Origin of the sequence: Vibrio cyclitrophicus, from assembly GCF_024347435.1 — a bacterium.
GTDB classification, from domain to species: Bacteria; Pseudomonadota; Gammaproteobacteria; order Enterobacterales; family Vibrionaceae; genus Vibrio; species Vibrio cyclitrophicus.
In genome coordinates this window covers 3129930-3148908 of record NZ_AP025480.1, presented here as the reverse complement: position 1 = coordinate 3148908, position 18979 = coordinate 3129930, and the positions used below count along the sequence as shown (strand labels likewise).

Below are 18979 nucleotides of genomic sequence, written 5' to 3'. Positions count from 1 at the left end.
AAGTTTGTTTTTCGCATCATTGTCGACATATCAGGTATGATTATTTTAGTTGAAATACAAGTTTTATGGTTATTGTTGAAATGCTCAATAATAACCATGTAAATAAATATATAAGGGCAAATTAATGAAAGAGATATTAATTTCTGTCATGGGGACTAGCCCACAAGTATTAACAGAGACGTTGTACGCCTTGTTCACTCAAGGTAAGACATTTCCTGAAGAAATATATGTCATCACATCAGAGAACGCCAAGCAAAAATTAGTCAAAAGTCTTATTGACGATCAACAACTTAATAAATTGCTTACTGAGTACAATATGCCGCATATCGAATTTGATCAGCGTCACATATTACTGATGAAAGACGCTTCTGGTGAGCCCATATTTAATGGAAAACGAGAAGAAGACCAGAGTTATATAGCCGATTCGATCATGAATATTATCGCTAGCTTTACCAAGCAGCAGGACACCCGTATTCATGCATCGATTGCGGGGGGACGAAAATCTATGTCTTTTTACATGGGCAATGCGATGTCACTATTGGGTCGTGAGCAAGATATGTTGAGCCATGTTTTTATTAACGAAGAGTTTGAATTTTGTGACCAGTTCTTTTATCCGACCAAACAAGATAACTACATTGAGGTTAAAAAGGGTAATCGTACATTAAGTTTAAATACTCGTGATGCTGAAGTGACTTTAGCGGAGATCCCGTTTGTACGTATGCGTCATTTAATTGATGGTAATTTGCTGCAAGATATTGATCAAACCTCTTTTAGTAAAACAGTAGCGAGCATTAATGCCTTACACCAAAAGGGCATTACATTGACCATGAACGATAAAGCAAAAACGCTTTCGGTCAATGGTGTCGATATTAAGCTAACACCGAAAGAATATGGTTATTACCTTTGGTTAAGTATGCAACCCAACAGGCGTTTATTGGCTGATAGAGCGTTTTTTGACGACAAAGAATGTGCAAGAGCGTTTTTAGATATTTATCGAAACCTCACAAATGATCAAAGACTACTTAAAACTTTCGGGTTAGATATCGATGCGATTGATGAGGGATTTGAATGGAATGAATCGCTATTTTTAAAAATTGAGGGCATACCTAGGCAAATTGTACAAGAAGCCCGCAGTACAATTAATCGTAAGATAAAAGAAGCTCTGCCGACCGAAGCTTTCTATAAAATTGGTATACAGAGCGAGAAGTCAGAGGGGTATGCGACGTATTGGTTGGATAACGACTTTACGATTCAGGTCATCCCTATAAAGAAAGTGGATACTGAGTTCACTCAAATTAATCAACTCGATAAATTATTCGCACATTAAAAAATCACACATAATTGGAGAGCACTATGGCTGGATTCAACCCTGCAGACTTTACGGTAGCAAAAGCAAAACCGTTGCCTGTTGTTTTATTGTTAGATGTTAGCGCAAGTATGGGGCCAAATGAAAATGAAACAGCCCCAATTAATGTTTTAAATCGAGCTGTAGAGCAAATGGTTGTAGATTTTTCTGATAATCAAACGAATGAAATTGAGATTTTATTATCAGTGATCACTTTTGGTGCCGACGTGAAGTTGCATTTACCGTATACAGTAGCCAATCAAGTTGAATGGACGCCACTAGAAGCCAGTGGTATGACTCCTATGGGAGGCGCGTTTGCGATGACTAAAGCTATGATTGAGGATAAAGAGGTCACTCCATCTCGTGCTTATAGACCCACTTTAGTACTCGTTTCAGATGGCGGACCAAACGATCCTCATTGGCAAGAACGTTTATCAAGTTTGGTTAATGAAGGACGTTCAAAAAAATGTGATCGATTAGCAATGGCGGTGGGAACCCAAGCCGATAATAAGGTGCTTAAAAAATTCATAGAAGGTACAGAACATACGGTATTCCAAGCAGAGGACGCTTCAAAAATTAAAGAGTTCTTCCAGTTTGTCACGATGTCGGTCACCTCTCGTACGGTGTCACAGAACCCAAACTTGGTGCTGCCTGATAGTTCAATTGAACAAAGTATTGAACACAGTGGGACCACCTTTGAAAGTGCTGAGGAAGAGGACAGCATTTTTTAATCGGTAATCAATGATGTTCTACCAGCCACACCAATATTCTTTGAACATGTGATTGGTGTGGTCGGCAGAATGTGATCATTAAATGATAGCTAGAAACTCTTTAAGTCAGGGATAAGCAATAATGAATATCGTGATCGATCGTTCTGGGAGTATGGTAGAAAATGGTAAACCCAGACTCATACTCAATTTGGTTCGGTTTATACGTCAGTATTTATCTTCGAGAGAAGTTCAAATCTATACATTACAAGATCAACTTAACCAAGTGCATGTTGATCCAACATTGGATATTGAGCTCCCAGAATTAACAGGCTCGACCAATATCGATAGATGTATCGAATTTTTAATTGAACGAACAACAGAGCCTACCGTTTTCCTGTCCGATGGTTTTTTTGATCTAACTGAATCACAAAAACGAATTCTTAAACAACAGCACAACCTGGTGGTGGTTGCTGTTGGTGCTGATGCTGATCTTAATAATTTGAATTTTCTTGGTTTACCCGTGTATCCAGCCCAAGATATTAGTGTTGCGATTAAGCATGCTAATGGTTTGAATGCACAGCGAACACTACCGCCTTTGCAGCGCAGTGATGTTCAATTAAGTGAATCCGTTTGGGGTACGTTCCATGATCAAGGTGAAGACGATGACTGGGATTAATCCGTCTCGTGATAAAGAAATAGATAGAGATAGTCAGACTATTTTTAAACAATTTGGTCATAGCGAAATTGGCCCCCTACATAAAAAATATCAGCAACCCAATCAAGATGCTTTTTGCCACTATGCCTATTCGTGGGGGGAGTTAATTGCTTTGTCTGATGGTCTGGGAAGTCACACGTTGTCGCAGTATGGCTCTCAGGCAGCTTGTGATGCGGCACACAGATTATTAGATCAATGGCATCAGTCACCCGAGTTATCAGCCACCGACCTATTGACGATGTTTCATCAAAACTGGCTACAGAATTTGGCCGGACAGGATATAAGTCAGTGTGGTTGTACTATTTTGATGGTATTGCGCTTAGAGAGCACTCTATTTTGGGCACAACTTGGCGATGGTTTAAGTGTTTTGTTCCGAAATGATACTAGTGAACCTGAATGTTTAACTAGAAAGAGTGATCTGTTCTCTAATCAAACCGAAGCGCTCAAAGAGAAATTTAACCCTACACAGTGGCAAATGGGTTATTTTGACGTAAATGTATGTCGGGGTTTTTTTCTGTGTAGTGATGGAATTGCGGATGATTTGGAGTTGGGGCAGCAGGCCGCTTTTTTTAAGCAATTATACATTCAGTATCAGCCTTTGACAGAGCAACAGATAATCGTTGATATAAAACAATGGCTACAACATTGGCCAGTACCAAGGCACAGTGATGACAAAACGTTGGTCGCGATGATGGTCAAGGAGGCGTCGTGAAGAAGGAAAAGCAAAGTTTGGAACACTTTGGGCTACTTACCCCTATTTTACAGGATGAATTGAGTCAGCAGCACGAGCTAACAAAGGAGTTGGGCCGTGGTGGTCAAGGTGTCGTATTTCGTACCACCGACCCCGAACTCGTCGTGAAGTGCCTTTTAAAAGACAATCAAGTGGTCACTAAAACAGAAGAAAAAGAGGCGTATAAAAACAAGCTGTCGAAGTTATCGCTATATCCGATTCATCCAGAGTTCAACATTGCGAAGCCTTTGTTCATGCTAAAAGATCAGGCGGGTTACGTGATGCAGATGATACAAGATATGGATCCTGTTCAAGCCCTTTTGAATCATAAAATACCTAAAGAAAAAAAGAATAAAATACCAAGTTGGCTAAATAGCGAGTTACCTATCGAGGTCAGTTACCCTCTAATGCATTACGCACAAACAGGAGGGACGAAACAACGTTTAGCGATATTGATGCAGACTGCTACTGAGTTATCAAAACTGCACAATGTGGGGTTGCTTTATGGGGACATCTCTCCTGAAAATGTATTTTTCTCTGCGGATCGTCAGTTTAATCATGTTTGGTTTATTGATGCTGATAACATCCGCTTCGATAACCCTAAGAGTGGTTCAATTGTTTACACCCCAGGGTATGGCGCACCTGAAGTAGTAACCAAACAAGATGGTTGCCGACCACAAAGTGATTGTTACTCTTTTGCGATATTGGCGTTTAAGATGCTGGCGATGGTGGATCCTTTTGATGGTGAAGCTCTCAATGATGAGGGGGGATGGGATGAAGGTGAGGATACGGTTGAGGACAAAGCTCAACAGGGTTTATTGCCTTTTATTGATGACCTAACGGATGACTCTAACCGAGCAAAGAGCGGCCTGCCGAGAGAATTAGTCTTAACACCAGTCCTCAAGACCTTATTTGCGAAAACATTTACCGAAGGGCGTGTCAACGTATGGCAACGTCCGACAGTTCATCACTGGCCTGAAGCATTAGCTGCGGCACATGATGCGATGATTACTTGCTCTGGCTGTAATATGAGTTATTACCCTGACAATAATCAAGATTGCCCTTATTGCAAGAAGCCTATCCCCAATTATTTCCAGTTGAGCTGTTATGAATGGCAACCTGATAGTCTGTTGCGAAAAAGCAATTGGCAAAGTCTCCATGTCGTTAAGAATGAGCCGATCACCGTACCTGAGCGAGTGTTACAAGAGTTTAGAATTGATGGTCACGACCAAGCGGTATTGGAGTTGTACCAATTAGAGGGGGACTGGTTTATTCGTCAACTTACTGATCAGCATATTATCTCGATCACTGATTCACAGGGCGTTTTTAAGCCATTAGTTGGTCAGTGGCATATAGAGCTAACACAGTTAGAACAGCAGGGGATTTTACTGTATGTGCAGAGTGATTTACCGCGAGTGATTGAACTGAAATGGCAGGGAAAGTAGTGGATTTAAAAAAACTGAATATCGAGTTTAATCATCTTGTCTGGGTTAAGCCTCTATCTAAAGTGCTACCCGTAGCGGTGGGAGACATCGGTCGTTTGATGATAAGTTCACGCACGCAGCGTTTACAGTTGGTTATCAAGGGGCAACTGGCATCGATTGAGTGTCGCCACCTGGGAATTGAAAAAGATATTGTACATCAACTATCGAGACGTAACAGTAACTTGATACAGGTGATGGGCGAAAGTACCTCAAAAGAAGGGGAGCAAGGCATAGAGCTTGGTATCTCATTTTTTAACGGTGAAGTGATTGACTTTGGTGAACTGGATATTTCCTTAGATGGCGTCATTTTGAGGCAAGCTGCTAAGCTCGATTTTGGGGAGAGTTTTTCCGATGTCAATGACACTTTGTTAAGCGGTTGCCAGTTGTTGCAAGATGATCTAGACCCTGACTATTTTTATCTACCTGCAATGTTAGGCAATGCTGCATTCGATGAATTGAATCGAGTGCATGAGCTATTAAAAATTGAACAACAAAGTCAGACAGATGATATTGATGAGTCGATTACCTATGATGAACGGCTTAGTAACCAACAAAGCTTGGTTCACAACCTGGTGTTACTTGGTTCAGGGTTTCAGTTAGCGATTACCGAGCAAAAGAATATTGATTTTAACTTTTTAGCGGCAAAAAAGTTGGTACAACGTGTTAACTCGGCTCCAGGCTTTGCTGTGAGGTTGATCAGGGCTAAGCTGAAATTTACTGACATGGATAATGTGGCACGACTACAAACATTGGCAAGTCAACAAATGAAGGAGCTGTCTGAAAAAGAGCAAGGCTATCTAAACGTTTGGGATAAATATGGCGACTTGGAAGGCGAGACATTGCTCAAAAAGGCTCGCGAGGTTGATATCATTGAATGTACGCCAGATAACAGTCTTTTCGATCCAAAAGAAAAGGGTTTGGAGGTTTCAGTTGGTAGGGATTTAAGGAAGCAACTGAAAGCCGGGGATTATTTGGAGTTGGTCGACCTCGATAACCTCCCTAATTACTTAGCTAACCCGGAATTGTCTTGGGGTGATTACAGTACTGAAAAGCTGACTGAGTATCAAAAAAAGAAAGGCATTAGTCCTGTGTTAGCCCCGTGGGATACGGTTGATAAGTCGAGTGATGGCGACGATATTCTAAATAAAACCCAAGAAAAGAAAAAAAGAATTAATAAAGATCGCATGGGGTTCGACCCCATTAAGGTTTTAAAAGTTACCGCGGATACATTGATTATTGATATTCAAGACATCCCAGAACGAGCCTACACTTTTGTGTATTCGATGCTGGGTGATCAGGTACAAATCGAACGCCGAATGTCAGCACGAGCGAACATTCAAAATGGTACCAGCGCAATGCCAAATTTAGGCGCATTGATTGAAGAAGATGGCATATTATTACCTCGAAATAAAAAGCCTCGAATTAAAGCACTGACTTCCTTTGTGAAGGAGAAAATCTTCCCTAAACATCCACCTACGATGATGCAAGAGGAGGCGATTTCGGTTGCATTGAATACGCCGGATATTGCCATTATTCAAGGGCCACCGGGAACAGGGAAAACCACGGTGATCACGGCCATCATTGAACGGTTAAATCAAGAATCTGCAAAAGATAAGCAAGTAACAGGCAGTATTTTGGTCAGTGGTTATCAGCATGATGCTGTTGAAAACCTGATGTCACGGTTAAGCATCAATAACCTCCCTGCCATTAAGTTTGGCAAGCGTTCGGGGGAAGCTGAAGCGTCGACGGCAACGGCGATGAAGATCGACCATTGGCGCGAACAAACCGCACGACGCTCATTAAATAAGAACCCTGATTTAAAGTTGAGTCAAAGTTACTTAACACTTGAAAGGGATTTCCGACGTTACCTAAAAAACCCTTCTGATGGTGTAGCACTACAGATGATAAAGGTAGTAAAGGAATTTATTAGTGGTAAAACCGATGTGCCGTTTCTATCTCAGCTTAATGCTTTACATGAAGAACTGACTCAACAACGTTTTAAAAGTGTGGAGATGCTGTCTTATATTCGTGCGCTTCGTGTCACCGAAGTGGGATTCAAAGACGACGGTTGCGCTCGAGCGGCAATGTTGAAGACTAAGCTTCAGCCGTTTTTTGAAACCGGCGATAAAGTACAGAGAGAGACCCTTGAATTATTGACTCTGGCATCTATCTGGAATCCTTCTGAACCGCTTAGCTTTTTAGCCGAGTTAAAGCAGATAAAACGAGATCTGCTCACTCGTTATGCGCCAGTTGTACAGTTAAAAACGCCAAAAGTGAGAAAGGATGTTACTCAGTGCATAAAACGGTGTCTGGAGTGGATTCCACTCAATGATAATCGCATTACTGAGCAAAATCAGGTGATCTCTGAATACCTCGCTTATTTAGAGGGTAACTCGAAAGAGGTGCACGATACAATTGCAGAATATAACGTGGTTTATGGAGCGACGACGCAACAGGCTGAAGGAATAGCGATCCGTAAGGCGAAGATCGAGGGCAAGGGCTTGATGAGATATGACACTATCATCGTTGATGAAGCCGCTCGAACCAGTCCTCGTGATTTGATGATTCCAATGGTGCAAGCCGAAAATCGTATTATTTTAGTTGGAGATCACCGACAGCTGCCACATATGGTGGATGAAACCGTGATCAATAAAATGAAAGAGATGGAGGCTGCGCAAGAGGGGGGGCAATCGATTGAGGAAGCACACCTTAAACACAGTATGTTCCAATATCTATTTTCTCGTCTGCAACAACTGGAAAAGCAAGATGGCATCAATCGAACGATCACTTTAGATGCTCAGTTTCGTAGTCATCCATTATTAGGTCAGTTTGCCAGTGAGCAGTTTTATCAGCGTTATGGTGAGGCTTATCAATCCCCATTACCGGCAACGCTTTTTGACCAACAACTACAAGGAATCGAGGGTAAGGCTGCACTATGGTTGGATGTTCCTTATTCAGAGCAGTCAAAAGAGCGCCGTAACTCGGCTAAGAGCCGTTACCGTAAGCTGGAAGCCGAAAAGATAGCTGAGCAACTTAAAAGGTGGATTGATTCGGATCAGGGTAAAGCTCTTTCGTTTGGTGTGATTAGTTTCTACAAAGCGCAAGTGCAGGAAATCTTTAAGGCATTAGCTCAGTATGGGATTACGGAACAAATTGAAACTGAAAATAGTAAAGATTGGGTGATTAGCCAAGATTATGCAATGTTGCATGACCAACAAGGAAGACCGCTAGAGGAGCGATTGCGCATTGGCACAGTCGATTCATTTCAAGGTATGGAGTTTGACGTGGTGTTGTTGTCGATGGTTCGTACGCTGTCAACAAAAGAGGTGATGCGTAAACACATTGAAAGCCCTAAAGATCAACAAAGTGTATTTGGTCATTTAATGTCGAAGAACCGCTTATGTGTGTCGATGACTCGTCAGAAAAAAGCGTTAGTGGTCGTAGGGGATGCGGCATTGGTTCAAACGGCGCTTGCGGAACAAGCTATCCCGGAACTACAGGCATACCACCAGTTGTGTTGTTCTGATGAACTCGGGGGGATGTTATAAATGACTATTATTAATGTAATTAGTAATTCACCAAATGTTGATCGGTACCAGCCGGATGCTTGTATTGATATTTTGTGGCCCTGTGAGTGTTATACCGTTACGTTGCTTGCCAGTACCCATTGTGAGTTGAACTTTTTAGAATCAACCGTATTGCAGCTGTGTGCATTGGAGTTGAAAAATAAAACTCAGATAAAAGATTTACTTGGCCTAGAAAGCGAGTTGGTTGACTTCGTGTGCGACAAGCTCGAGCAGATGTGTTTAATCGATAGACGGATGACGATTTCTATTGATGGGGTAACTCTACTGAAACAAGTAAAAGAGCAGGCTACGGATCCAGTTACCGTAAATATTTATAGGAATAAAATTACTGGGCAGTTTTTACCTATCATTATTCAGCCACTAACGGCACAGCAGTGTCATAGCGACAACAGTAATAACTTAACCTTCTCTATTGGTAATACAGGTAAGCAGGAAACGATCACTGCTTATCATTTAAGCTCTGATAATCACAGTGCTACCGTAGAAGAGTCGTTAACCGAGCGCACTGTACTCAATATTATTGACCGATTTAAGCGTCTAAATCGAAAAAACTCATTGCTTTCAAATATTAGTTCACCTCGTTACTCAAACCAAAGCCAACAGATCAAGATCACAGCAGAGGGAGAAGATGTTTTCATACATTGTCTTGCTTTCATTCCAAAAGGTGGTGATGAGCTGATGGTTTGTGATGGCTTCTTTTCAATCTATGATGTGGGGCTGACCAAAGCATTTAAACGTGAATATGGTCTTATTAATGTGTTGAAAGAAAGTAAACGGAAAATTACTAAAGAAAAAAATAAAGAGCTAGAGCAAAAAAGAAAGCAGCAAATCACTCTAAAGGATCATTATCAAATGATTTCTCAAGAGGTAGTCAATGATTCATTTGAGCGTGCCCAATTGGAAGATAAAAAAACTGATTATCTCAATAGTGTGTATTCATTGATTGAAAAAAAATTTGCGGCTCAGGCCTTACAATATCGATGGCCAGATTGGCAGGAGTACTTTACAGGGAGTGTTCATCAAAACAGACGAGTGGTATCTGAGCTTGCTCAACAACTAGGTCTGAAGCCATCTAAATCAACTGGTCATAATAAAGTTATCTATGACAAGCTTGTAAATCCCTTATTTTCGGTGAAATTAGGTAGCATGAAGCACCTAAACGTGGCGAAACCGGAAATGAAATCCGCTCTGGCTATGCTGTTGCTATCGGCAACACTGCATGAAAAACACCCATTGAAAGTATTTGCCGAAAGCCACCCAGATCTATTACTTAGGTTAGGGAAATTACATCATTATCGTAATGCTCTATCTCATGGTGATTTGACAGTATTGGAGCAAATATCTAAGGATGAGTTATCAAATATTCATCAGTTATACGTTTTACTTGTGGGTGATGAAGATATAGAAACTCGTGTTGAACATACCGCCGAACCAAAGTGGCTCCGAGACGATATTCGTTTTAGACATCGGGAGAAACTGCTGGCGTTATTTGGCCATTACCTTATTGATCATGTTGATCGTGCTGTTTTAAAACAGATGGAGCAGGCTTTGAGCGCTGCCAATTCCGATGATGGTCGGATACGTGTGAATGCCCTTGCTGGTGCTTTGCAGCAGAGTTTGTTTATCGCTAATACAGCTCTGATTAATGATAACAACCCTAGACAAGTTAATGACTATTTACAGGTAGTACAACAATATTGGGGTGAGGTACTACCAGAAAACCTGGTCAAGACCGCTAAGCATAATATTCAACGCGCCCTTGATGGAGTCGACAGTACGTTAGGCGCCAACTTGATTGTCTATTTAGCGCATGAGTCCGAGTACAACAACAAGGAACTGAAGAGACTCGATAGCCAATTACTGAGCAAAATCGCAAATCTAATCAATATTAGAGGTCATGGAGGCGCAATTTTTGGTAAGAAAGTTGAACTTGATAACCTCGAAAAAACAACCTTTAAATTTATCCATTTCCTAATAGAGAGTTACTGTGAGTAAAAATACGGAAAACACCCTCGATCTCCAGCAGGTTAACAAGCAGCAACAAGAACTTAAAACCCAATTGGAACAGCTGGATAAGCAACAGTTAAGACAGGATGACGAGGCTTTTGAGCTAAAACAAAAAACGGCTCAACTGGCGCGTGAACAAAAAGAGTTTGAACAATCTAAGCAACTGTTAAAAAAAGAAAAGCAGTGGATTCAAGAGCAGCAAGAAAAGCTGAGCAAAGATTCTTTAGTCATCCAAAATCAGCAGAATAAAAAAGAAGAGCAGTTAGCCTCACAACAGACGGCATTAGAAGTTCGTGCGCTGGAAATCGAAAATGGTTTACCCGATCTAGCAAAGCAACATGTTGCAGAACAGGTTGTACTGATTGAAAAAAGAAAACAGGCATTTAAAGCTGAATATAGTGAATTTCTGGAGCAACAAGAAGCCTTTGCCAACAAGCAAAAGGACTTAGCTGCGTGGGAAGAACAACTTACGCAATTAAAACAGCAGGCAGATAATGACTTTGCAGCGCAACGTGCAGAGTTAACCCAAGAACTGTCTGTATATAGAACGGAACAAATATCCCTATTGAACCTAAAAATGGCTCAGGAGGAAGAGCTGGCACGCAAAAAAATTGAACAATCCTTGGCGCAACAAAAGTTGGATTTAGAACAAAGCCAAGAAGAATTGAAACAAGCCCAAGGGATTCTTGCTGCAGAAAGATTAGAGTTGCAAAAGGCGAAAGCCCATTTAAAACAGCAGCAAAATGATCTGGAAAGAACCATTTCTCACCGGATGATTGAGGAACGTAATCTTCTTGAGGGAAAGATTAGTAATCTTGAAAAGCACAATGAGCTATTGCTGACACAAGTAAAACAAGCCGACTTCTCTGTTAAGTTGTATGAGTCATTACAACGTGAACTAGGTGAACAATCTCCTGAAGAAGTAATACGCTTACTGACGGCTCGAACTGAAGAAATTAATCGTCTGCAAGAAGAGTTATTCAGTCGCCCAAGCGAAGAGATTCAGAATTATTATGATGAAGCTAAGAAACAAGTCGATGACTTAAAACATCGTAATGAGCAACTCAACAATAAACTGACTACTTTGCTAAATGAAGTCGATGGCGTTGATCAGATAGAGTATGAATTGAACCGCGAAAAACGCAGTCATGAGAATTTACAGATCCGTTATGATGCGATCAGTGCTGACAATAATCAATTACGTGAAGAGTTAAAACGTTTAAACCCCGCTTATGAAGAGCAACAAACTCGTGAACAGCGTATTGCTGGTGTTAAGCGTGAAGTGATCCCTTTTGTTAATCATAAGCCATTGGCTCGTAAGCAATCAGATGTGATTAATGAGTTAAGTTGGCTACAACAAATTCAAAAAGATACGACAAACTATGGTTTGTATTTCAGCGAGCGTATTTTATTCGCTTTTCATACCGCATTAAAAACGGCTGAATGGTCACCATTGGCTGTATTGGCTGGGGTCAGCGGGACAGGTAAATCTCAACTGCCTAAACTATACTCACATTTTGGTGGGATAAACTTTTTGAATGTGCCCGTACAGCCTAATTGGGACTCGCAAGAGTCAATGTTGGGGTATTTCAACTCAATTGATAATTGTTTTGAAGCGCAGCCGATGTTGAACTTTTTAGCTCAAAGTTGTGAGTCTTTAGTTTGTAATGACGATGAACGTTATCATGGCTTAAATGATACGGTCAGCATGGTATTGCTCGATGAGATGAACCTCGCTCATGTTGAACTCTATTTTGCTGACTTCCTCAGTAAATTAGAAGATCGTCGAGGCAGCTCTAAAAGTAAGTTACCTTCAATTTCAATAAAATTGGGATCCAACATAGCCCCTTATGAAATCCCATTAGGTCGAAATGTCTTATTTGCTGGAACAATGAATCAAGATGAAACGACTAAATCGCTATCTGATAAAGTTATTGACCGTGGTACATCAATTTATTTTCCTAGACCAACTAAACTGCACGAACGCAAAAAGCTAAAAGTGCTCCCTAAACCAGCAGAACTGCTGAAAATGAAAAGCTGGTCAAGCTGGATTAAGCTTGAGAGCAACCTTGCTAATAGTTCTTATAAGGAAACTATTGAATCTATAAACCATCACTTAGGCTTTGTCGGTAAGGCGTTAGGGCATCGTGTTTGGCAGTCTATTGAATATTACATGGTCAATCATCCGCTTGTGTGCGCATTGGACAGCGAACAATACCCGGATGAATATAAAGAAGCTTTGGACTTTGCATTTGAAGATCAAATCGTTCAGAAGGTGATGCCTAAACTTCGTGGTATAGAAACGCGCGGTTATGGAAAAATTGAATGTTTAGATAAGATTCGTATTCTACTTGATGAAAAGAAAATCAATCTATTAACCGACTTTGATCATGCGTGTCGCGTTGGCCATGGTCAGTTTATGTGGGCGAGTGCGGAATATCTTAATGATGAGAATACTAACCAGCGGTACCAAGAGTTAGTTGAATTAGCGATGAAGCAATCAAGTAGAATCGATAGCCCTGAGAATAAAACACCTCCAGTCAGTGACATTCCATTGGAAAAGCAGTCAAAAAGCTCGGTCGTAAAAAACACGTTCAAGAGTATGCTTAATAATGTGACGAGCAAAACAGACTCTACTAACGCTGTCTCTGATGGGCATCAGGCTCTCCCTTTGACAGGAGAAGAGTTTCAACGCTTATCTTTGTACGTTAATGACAAAAAATTGGAAATAAACACGCTTTCGATAAGTGAAGTCCGAGCCGCTTTAGAATCCATCAATTGTGATGTAAAAAAAACAAAGCAAGTATTTGATTACTTAAAGAAGCAAGGATGATTCATGAATGAAGAGAGCAAACTGGCCGAGTTCGGCCAGTTGTATTTGAATTATCACGAGGACAATCGAGCGAAGCTTTTGCTCGATCTGCAGCACCACTTCTTATCGCCATTGCAATTTGATCCGGTGACGATGCAACCTTTGACGTTATCGTTGTCTCAAATATGTCACTCTGCCGTTACTTTAGGAGAGAGTAAGCAAAGACAAGATCGATTGACTCTTCTTCTTGAGCATTGCTTACATGCGATTAAACGGGTTTTAGTTCAACCTCGTACCACCATCATCCGTGAGCATGAGATGGTGCCAGTGTATAAAGCGCAACGTATCGATAACCGTTCGATTGAGTGGTTAAGCCGACAGCCTGGGCGAAATGTACGTGAAAAACTGGCTGCACAACCTCATGTACTCGCTCAAGCACGTAAAGAAAGTTATGACACGTCAGAAAACCGCTTACTGAAAGCGATGTTGATCCAATTAGAAAACCTGTTGTTTGCAAAGCAGTCATGTGGTTTGAATGATGATCAAGAGCTGGTTATTGATATGATCCAACAAAGCTTACAGGTGCCTTTGTTTAAAGCAATTAAACCGTGGCAACATATGCCACCAAATAATGTGCTGATGCAGGATAAACAATACCGTAAGATCTGGGATAGTTGGCGAGCCATACAACAACTTGATCAACAACTGCAAATACAACAACAAGAGAAAAGCTCGTTGCTGTATTTTATTTTTAAAGAGATCGTAACTCAACTGGTAGCGAACCCGCAGTGTCATCTTGTTGAACAACCGTGGCAATGTGATTCGCAACAACTTTCGTTGAGCAGTCCCAAGTATCAAGTTGAAGGTATAGAGCGGAGCGATCGCGCAGCAGTGAAACGTTTCAAATTACGATTATTGCCCGAGCAACGTATTGAATTGGAACTGGCTAATCAAATATATAGTGTTGACTTTCATCAAGATGACCATTTAATCACCAGTCAGTTAAATGGTCATCTTCATGACAGCATTAAAGCTGATCTTAAGATGGTTGAGTCCTTTGTACAGAAATTATTAATCGATGCCTTTGACTTCCAGCGGACTTATCGAGGAAAGGTGAGGTCGGATAAGTCGCTAGTGGCGGATCTTATTTCGATTGAGTTAGGACACAGTAAACCTTTGTTGATGCTAGATCAGAGCAACCCACTCCGGCTTAATAACCACCTTATGAGTGATCAAGAGGGATTGGACTGTCGTTATAGCCGAGCTTTTGATGTTACTCATGCAGTATCTAGTGGGGTGTGTTTAGACCAAGGTAAAAGCGGGCATGCCAGTGCTAATGTTGTGGAGGTCCTTGCTAAGATAATGAAACCATCACAGGCCATGCACTATTTGGTGAGTGACCATCACAGTGATTTTGCTACGATAAACCTGCGTCGTAATTTTAATCGTTTCTTTACTAATGCGTCACCTTTACCAAAAAGTATAGCGGCTGCGTATGAGCTTTTAGGTAATAAGAATATTACATTAAAAGCGGATGACTTGTTATTAGTCCTCGATAATAGTGCTGATGCACTTTATGTTTCCCCTGTTACTTTTAAAGAGCAACGCGATAACAAGAATAAAATCCCACAGGTTTATTTTGAACGTCACCCAACGTTAAAAATACAGGGTGAAACTGAAGCGCAACTACTTTTACAAGTATTACAACAATCATATCCACATTACCCAACTCGCGTGCTCACTAAATTCGTTGAGTTGTTTAGTTATCAAGATTTTTCTCAGGCTAAGTTTAGTTTCACTCTCAAAGATAACAACGGCTTTTATACTGTTGATCACATTGCTATTAAACCGTTATTAGACAAAGTTGTAACGTCTTTTCCGACTTCTGAGTTATCTACCTTACTTAAGTCTATTCACCATAGTCGATCGTTTTATATACCGCTGAGTCGTACGATTACCTGTCCTAATTTAGGGATACAAAGTCATCAATGGTGTGAAAAAGTAAACCTTGTTCGAGGCTCACAAACTTTATTGTATAAAAAACAAAGTGAGCCGAATGGCTTGTTTTGGAAAGACCATTTACCTCAACTCAGTACTCGTTTACTTAAAAATGGTCATGAAGTCCCATTCATGTTTGTTGGTGATAACGTCAGCATTAAACCTGAACGTGATAAATCAGTGCCGATCCGAGTTGAAGAAGGCTTTGAGTTACCGATAGGAAAAGAGCAAATTGAATTTAAGGTCACACAGGGGGTAGGTGAACTAAAAACTGTTTTCCCTCTCACTTTATCCTTGAAAAATAAATTGAAACAGCCACTTGCCTGCCACTTAGACTTGAGCTACCGCTATGGTGATGAGCAACCCTATCAGTTGCGCTTTAAACCGGTAGCTGCTCATGCTCCGTTTAGTTCTATAAAGGCTGAGTGGGGTAGCCCCGACAATAATGAAGTCAAGGTGGACTCCTATTTTCCTGATTTTCCAACAGGTCAAACGATTGCACAGTTACGAAAAATACCAAAGAAGGACAGTAAAACAGAAACTACTAATGTGATTGATTGGATGATGCATAATCTTGATGAGGTACTGGATTATGAAGCTTTTTACACTAAAGGAAGCAGCGGAAAGCGGATAACTATCGATAGTAAGACTATTGATTGGCTCCCAAATAAAGATTTTGGTTTTGAGCGAAGCCATTTGAATAACGGTTGTATTTTTATTCATAAAAATGACTTGTATGATAATTTCATACAAGGTGACAATATATCCGGTAATCTAGTCTTTAATAAAACAAAGAACCGGTATTCATTAAAAGATATCACCCCTGCTGGGCAGCTACCAAAACCGGACTTAGCTAAATTACGAGCTCGACTCCGCTTTCCATTAATGTGCTTTAATGATTATGCTAGAGACTATCTAGATTCTGATTTGCCGCGAGAATGTATTGATAAAATTACCCAAGCACTCCAAGCGGCAGAAAACTTGATTCAAAACAGTAAAATACCAAATTGGCTTTCTAAGGAGCTTTCAATACTATCTGCGTATTTTCATAGAAATACTCCGAAATTCCTTGTCGATAAGCTCTTAATTGATATTGATAGTATAGAGCGATTTAAAGAACAGAAATTGATGTTCAGTTACGTTTTAGGAGATGTCTCTCAACCATGGCAACAGCAGTTATTAGATAAGATTTTACAGACTGAAGGTGAGCGAAGTGCCATGAGGCATGTATCTTTGGAGGTTCTTTCTGTCGCTGTTTGGCGGCACCCGGATGTCATTCATAAACTAAACTCAACACAAGCCACAAAGTTAATAGAATGTTTAACTGGTCATTTAGATCATCTTATATTGAGAAACCGGGGTTATAACGGGGCGTCACTTTTACGCTACTTGGAACTTATGTTAGCTATTGTCCGTTGTCGAGGCAGTCAAGAGCGACAAACTAAAGATGCTGTTAGGCTTTATTCGCCCCTATCAGAATTGATGCGCAATAGTTGGGTGAATATCAACGATAACTTGGGTCTTCAATTGCATCAACAGATGCAGCAGCCGAATAGTAAGGTCAGATCACGAGTCAAACTCGCGGTGGCTAAACCGCCAGGATATGAAAATACCCCTGATATTTTATATGCCTTAAAGCTATACCTTACTGGTGAGGATGGTGCTAACCAAATTAGTATCACCGAGTTAGTTGATAGTGATTAGTCGTAAAGTACGATTGGGCTGAGCTTGCGACTAACTAATTTTGCAAGCTTGTAAATAAAATCTTATTCAGTCATTCCATTATTATACCTCTCAACGACTAATATTCATTGAGAGGTCAGATCATGTGCCAACAAGTTAATTACACCAGATATCAAAAACGCGTTATCAAATCTCTAAACGATCTACTGGGTGTTGAAACACCATTTACATATGAAAGAGCAAAAAACAATCACTTAAAAGTTCTCATTGAAGGTGTTGCTAAGCCAATGTACACAGGATCGACCCCGTCAGATTGTAAGTCCATTAATAACTTCATGGCATGTGTGAGAAGAGAAGTGAAGGCAAGTAAACTTAAAATTGAAGATGAGCACAAATCAGCGAAAGTCAAACCAACCAACTTTACCAAACAGTCAAATGAAAGGTTGATCCAAAGCTGTGTGAAATCGCTGCGCACACGTATTTTAACGTTAAAGATACAAGAAGAAACGTCAGTTTTAGAGAGTCAAGGTGTTGAGGTGATCAGTGGAAAGCGCATGGATATCGTAAAGCATGCAATTAACCATACCCTTAAAGCTCGTAAGCAAGGGACTTACATTAAGCCAAAAGAGATGGGTGAAATAGAAAAAGCTGTCATGACCCACTTTAACTTTATGTTGCCAACAATGGCGTATTACAGTGAGTTGCTTAATAGAAAAAATAAGCACCAAGTGGAACTACAAGAGTCAGTGACTAATTTAGCGGCAGCAAGAGAAGATGTATCGTGTAATAAAGCAGCATCAACACTATTTGCGAATTCAAAAACAGAGCCAAAAGTCGCCAATGAAATGGCAATTATCCCAACTACAACTAATGATTCCACGATTGAGCTAATGGCTATGTCAACAAACAATCGTATTAGCTTATTGCGTAACTTAACTAAGGCTCAGATGTTGACGCTGATTGATGATATTAATCAATCCATGGCACAAAACCGAGAAGAAGATATTGAAGCTGTAATTAGTCTCATTCGTGATAAGGATTTGCCATTAGAGGTTATTATTTCACGTATGGAGGCTGCTTAAGTTCTATGTGATTGATACCCAGAGAGGCATTACGAGGTAAAGCTGAGAAAGGCGATTTGGTTATCCACAGCTATTTGTATTCGGGTTTTGTTTTTCTCTGGATTCGATCTTGTGTTGACACACTTTTACTGAGCTTTTCCAAAGCGGATAATGTGATTGAATGAAGGTTATTCTTAGTTGGTTTTCTGTTCTTGACGGCTTTACCAGCAACACTTCCGGGGCCATTGAATACCTCGTAGTAACTGCCATCGGGAAGAATCTTAATACCTATGTAGTATTCTGGAGTATGGTCGACTGGAAATGTCAGAGAGTTTTTCATGGTGGTCTTGATTTGCACCTTTCGACCATCAGGTGTTTTTCCGTCATGATGTTTTTCTAGGCCGGGGTACAGTTCTAGGTCATAGTCTTTTTCGACTAGAATCTCCCCCAAATCACCAACTAACCTTCCATCTAACGTAAATTTTTTTTGGCTATATTGCTTTTGAAGGGCTTCAACAATTTTTAGCATTTCTTTGACAGCGTGATGGATTTCCATATCTCACCTTATTACTCTTACGAGTGTGAATTTTTACCCACTCTACCATCGGTGGATTAATTTAGGTGAAAAGTGAAGTTATCTTTGAAGATAACGATTTTCTAAACGCTATCTACCCGTATGGTGAATAGAGTGTACCGATGCCACACTACTTTTATTTATACCGAGCGAGGCTTGTCAGGTTAACGTCTTAGCATGCGGTCCAAGGTATTCAGTACTGAGCTGTCAGAGATAACTCAGCTCAGTAAATTTTCAGTGTAGCACTGGCAATAAAGTAGAGACTATTTTGAG

General features: G+C 40.5%; 11 protein-coding genes. 10 read left to right on the top strand and 1 reads right to left on the bottom strand.

Features of this window, described 5'->3' with window-relative positions:
- Positions 1–124: 124 nt before the first annotated feature.
- The 10 genes from csm6 to OCW38_RS13760 all read left to right on the top strand — a co-directional run bounded on the left by csm6 (position 125) and on the right by OCW38_RS13760 (position 18153).
- A complete protein-coding gene (gene csm6, locus OCW38_RS13805) occupies positions 125–1327 on the top strand; it encodes a CRISPR-associated ring nuclease Csm6 (protein WP_102397605.1) in 1203 nt (400 codons plus the stop codon).
- A 26-nt stretch (positions 1328–1353) separates the two neighbouring features.
- Positions 1354–2076, top strand: coding sequence for a vWA domain-containing protein (locus tag OCW38_RS13800; protein ID WP_102397604.1), 723 nt, complete (start codon positions 1354–1356; stop codon positions 2074–2076).
- Positions 2077–2197: 121 nt separating this feature from the next.
- Positions 2198–2731: a vWA domain-containing protein gene (locus OCW38_RS13795; protein WP_102397603.1), complete on the top strand. Its 534-nt coding sequence runs from the start codon at positions 2198–2200 to the stop codon at positions 2729–2731.
- A complete protein-coding gene (locus OCW38_RS13790) occupies positions 2718–3482 on the top strand; it encodes a PP2C family serine/threonine-protein phosphatase (protein ID WP_157936169.1) in 765 nt (254 codons plus the stop codon). Before OCW38_RS13795 ends, OCW38_RS13790 begins: the two co-directional genes overlap by 14 nt.
- Positions 3479–4945 carry a protein kinase domain-containing protein gene (locus tag OCW38_RS13785; protein WP_102397601.1) on the top strand — a complete coding sequence of 489 codons (1467 nt, stop codon included), beginning with the start codon at positions 3479–3481 and terminating at the stop codon, positions 4943–4945. Before OCW38_RS13790 ends, OCW38_RS13785 begins: the two co-directional genes overlap by 4 nt.
- A complete protein-coding gene (locus tag OCW38_RS13780; RefSeq protein ID WP_261894517.1) occupies positions 4945–8532 on the top strand; it encodes a DEAD/DEAH box helicase in 3588 nt (1195 codons plus the stop codon). Before OCW38_RS13785 ends, OCW38_RS13780 begins: the two co-directional genes overlap by 1 nt.
- A complete protein-coding gene (locus OCW38_RS13775) occupies positions 8533–10566 on the top strand; it encodes a hypothetical protein (RefSeq protein ID WP_261894515.1) in 2034 nt (677 codons plus the stop codon).
- The gene (locus tag OCW38_RS13770) at positions 10559–13411 is read left to right on the top strand and encodes a hypothetical protein (protein ID WP_261894513.1); all 2853 of its coding nucleotides are present in this window, start codon (positions 10559–10561) and stop codon (positions 13409–13411) included. The genes OCW38_RS13775 and OCW38_RS13770 overlap by 8 nt, the downstream gene beginning before the upstream one ends.
- A gap of 3 nt (positions 13412–13414) precedes the next feature.
- On the top strand, positions 13415–17092 hold the full coding sequence (locus OCW38_RS13765; protein ID WP_261894511.1) for a DUF2357 domain-containing protein: 3678 nt from the start codon (positions 13415–13417) through the stop codon (positions 17090–17092).
- Positions 17093–17214: 122 nt separating this feature from the next.
- The gene (locus OCW38_RS13760) at positions 17215–18153 is read left to right on the top strand and encodes a hypothetical protein (RefSeq protein WP_261894509.1); all 939 of its coding nucleotides are present in this window, start codon (positions 17215–17217) and stop codon (positions 18151–18153) included.
- Between the two features lie 70 nt (positions 18154–18223).
- On the opposite strand, the gene OCW38_RS13755 is transcribed toward OCW38_RS13760, so the two are convergent.
- Complete coding sequence (locus OCW38_RS13755; protein WP_261894507.1) at positions 18224–18688, bottom strand: DUF6998 domain-containing protein; 465 nt, start codon at positions 18686–18688, stop codon at positions 18224–18226.
- Positions 18689–18979: the final 291 nt, after the last annotated feature.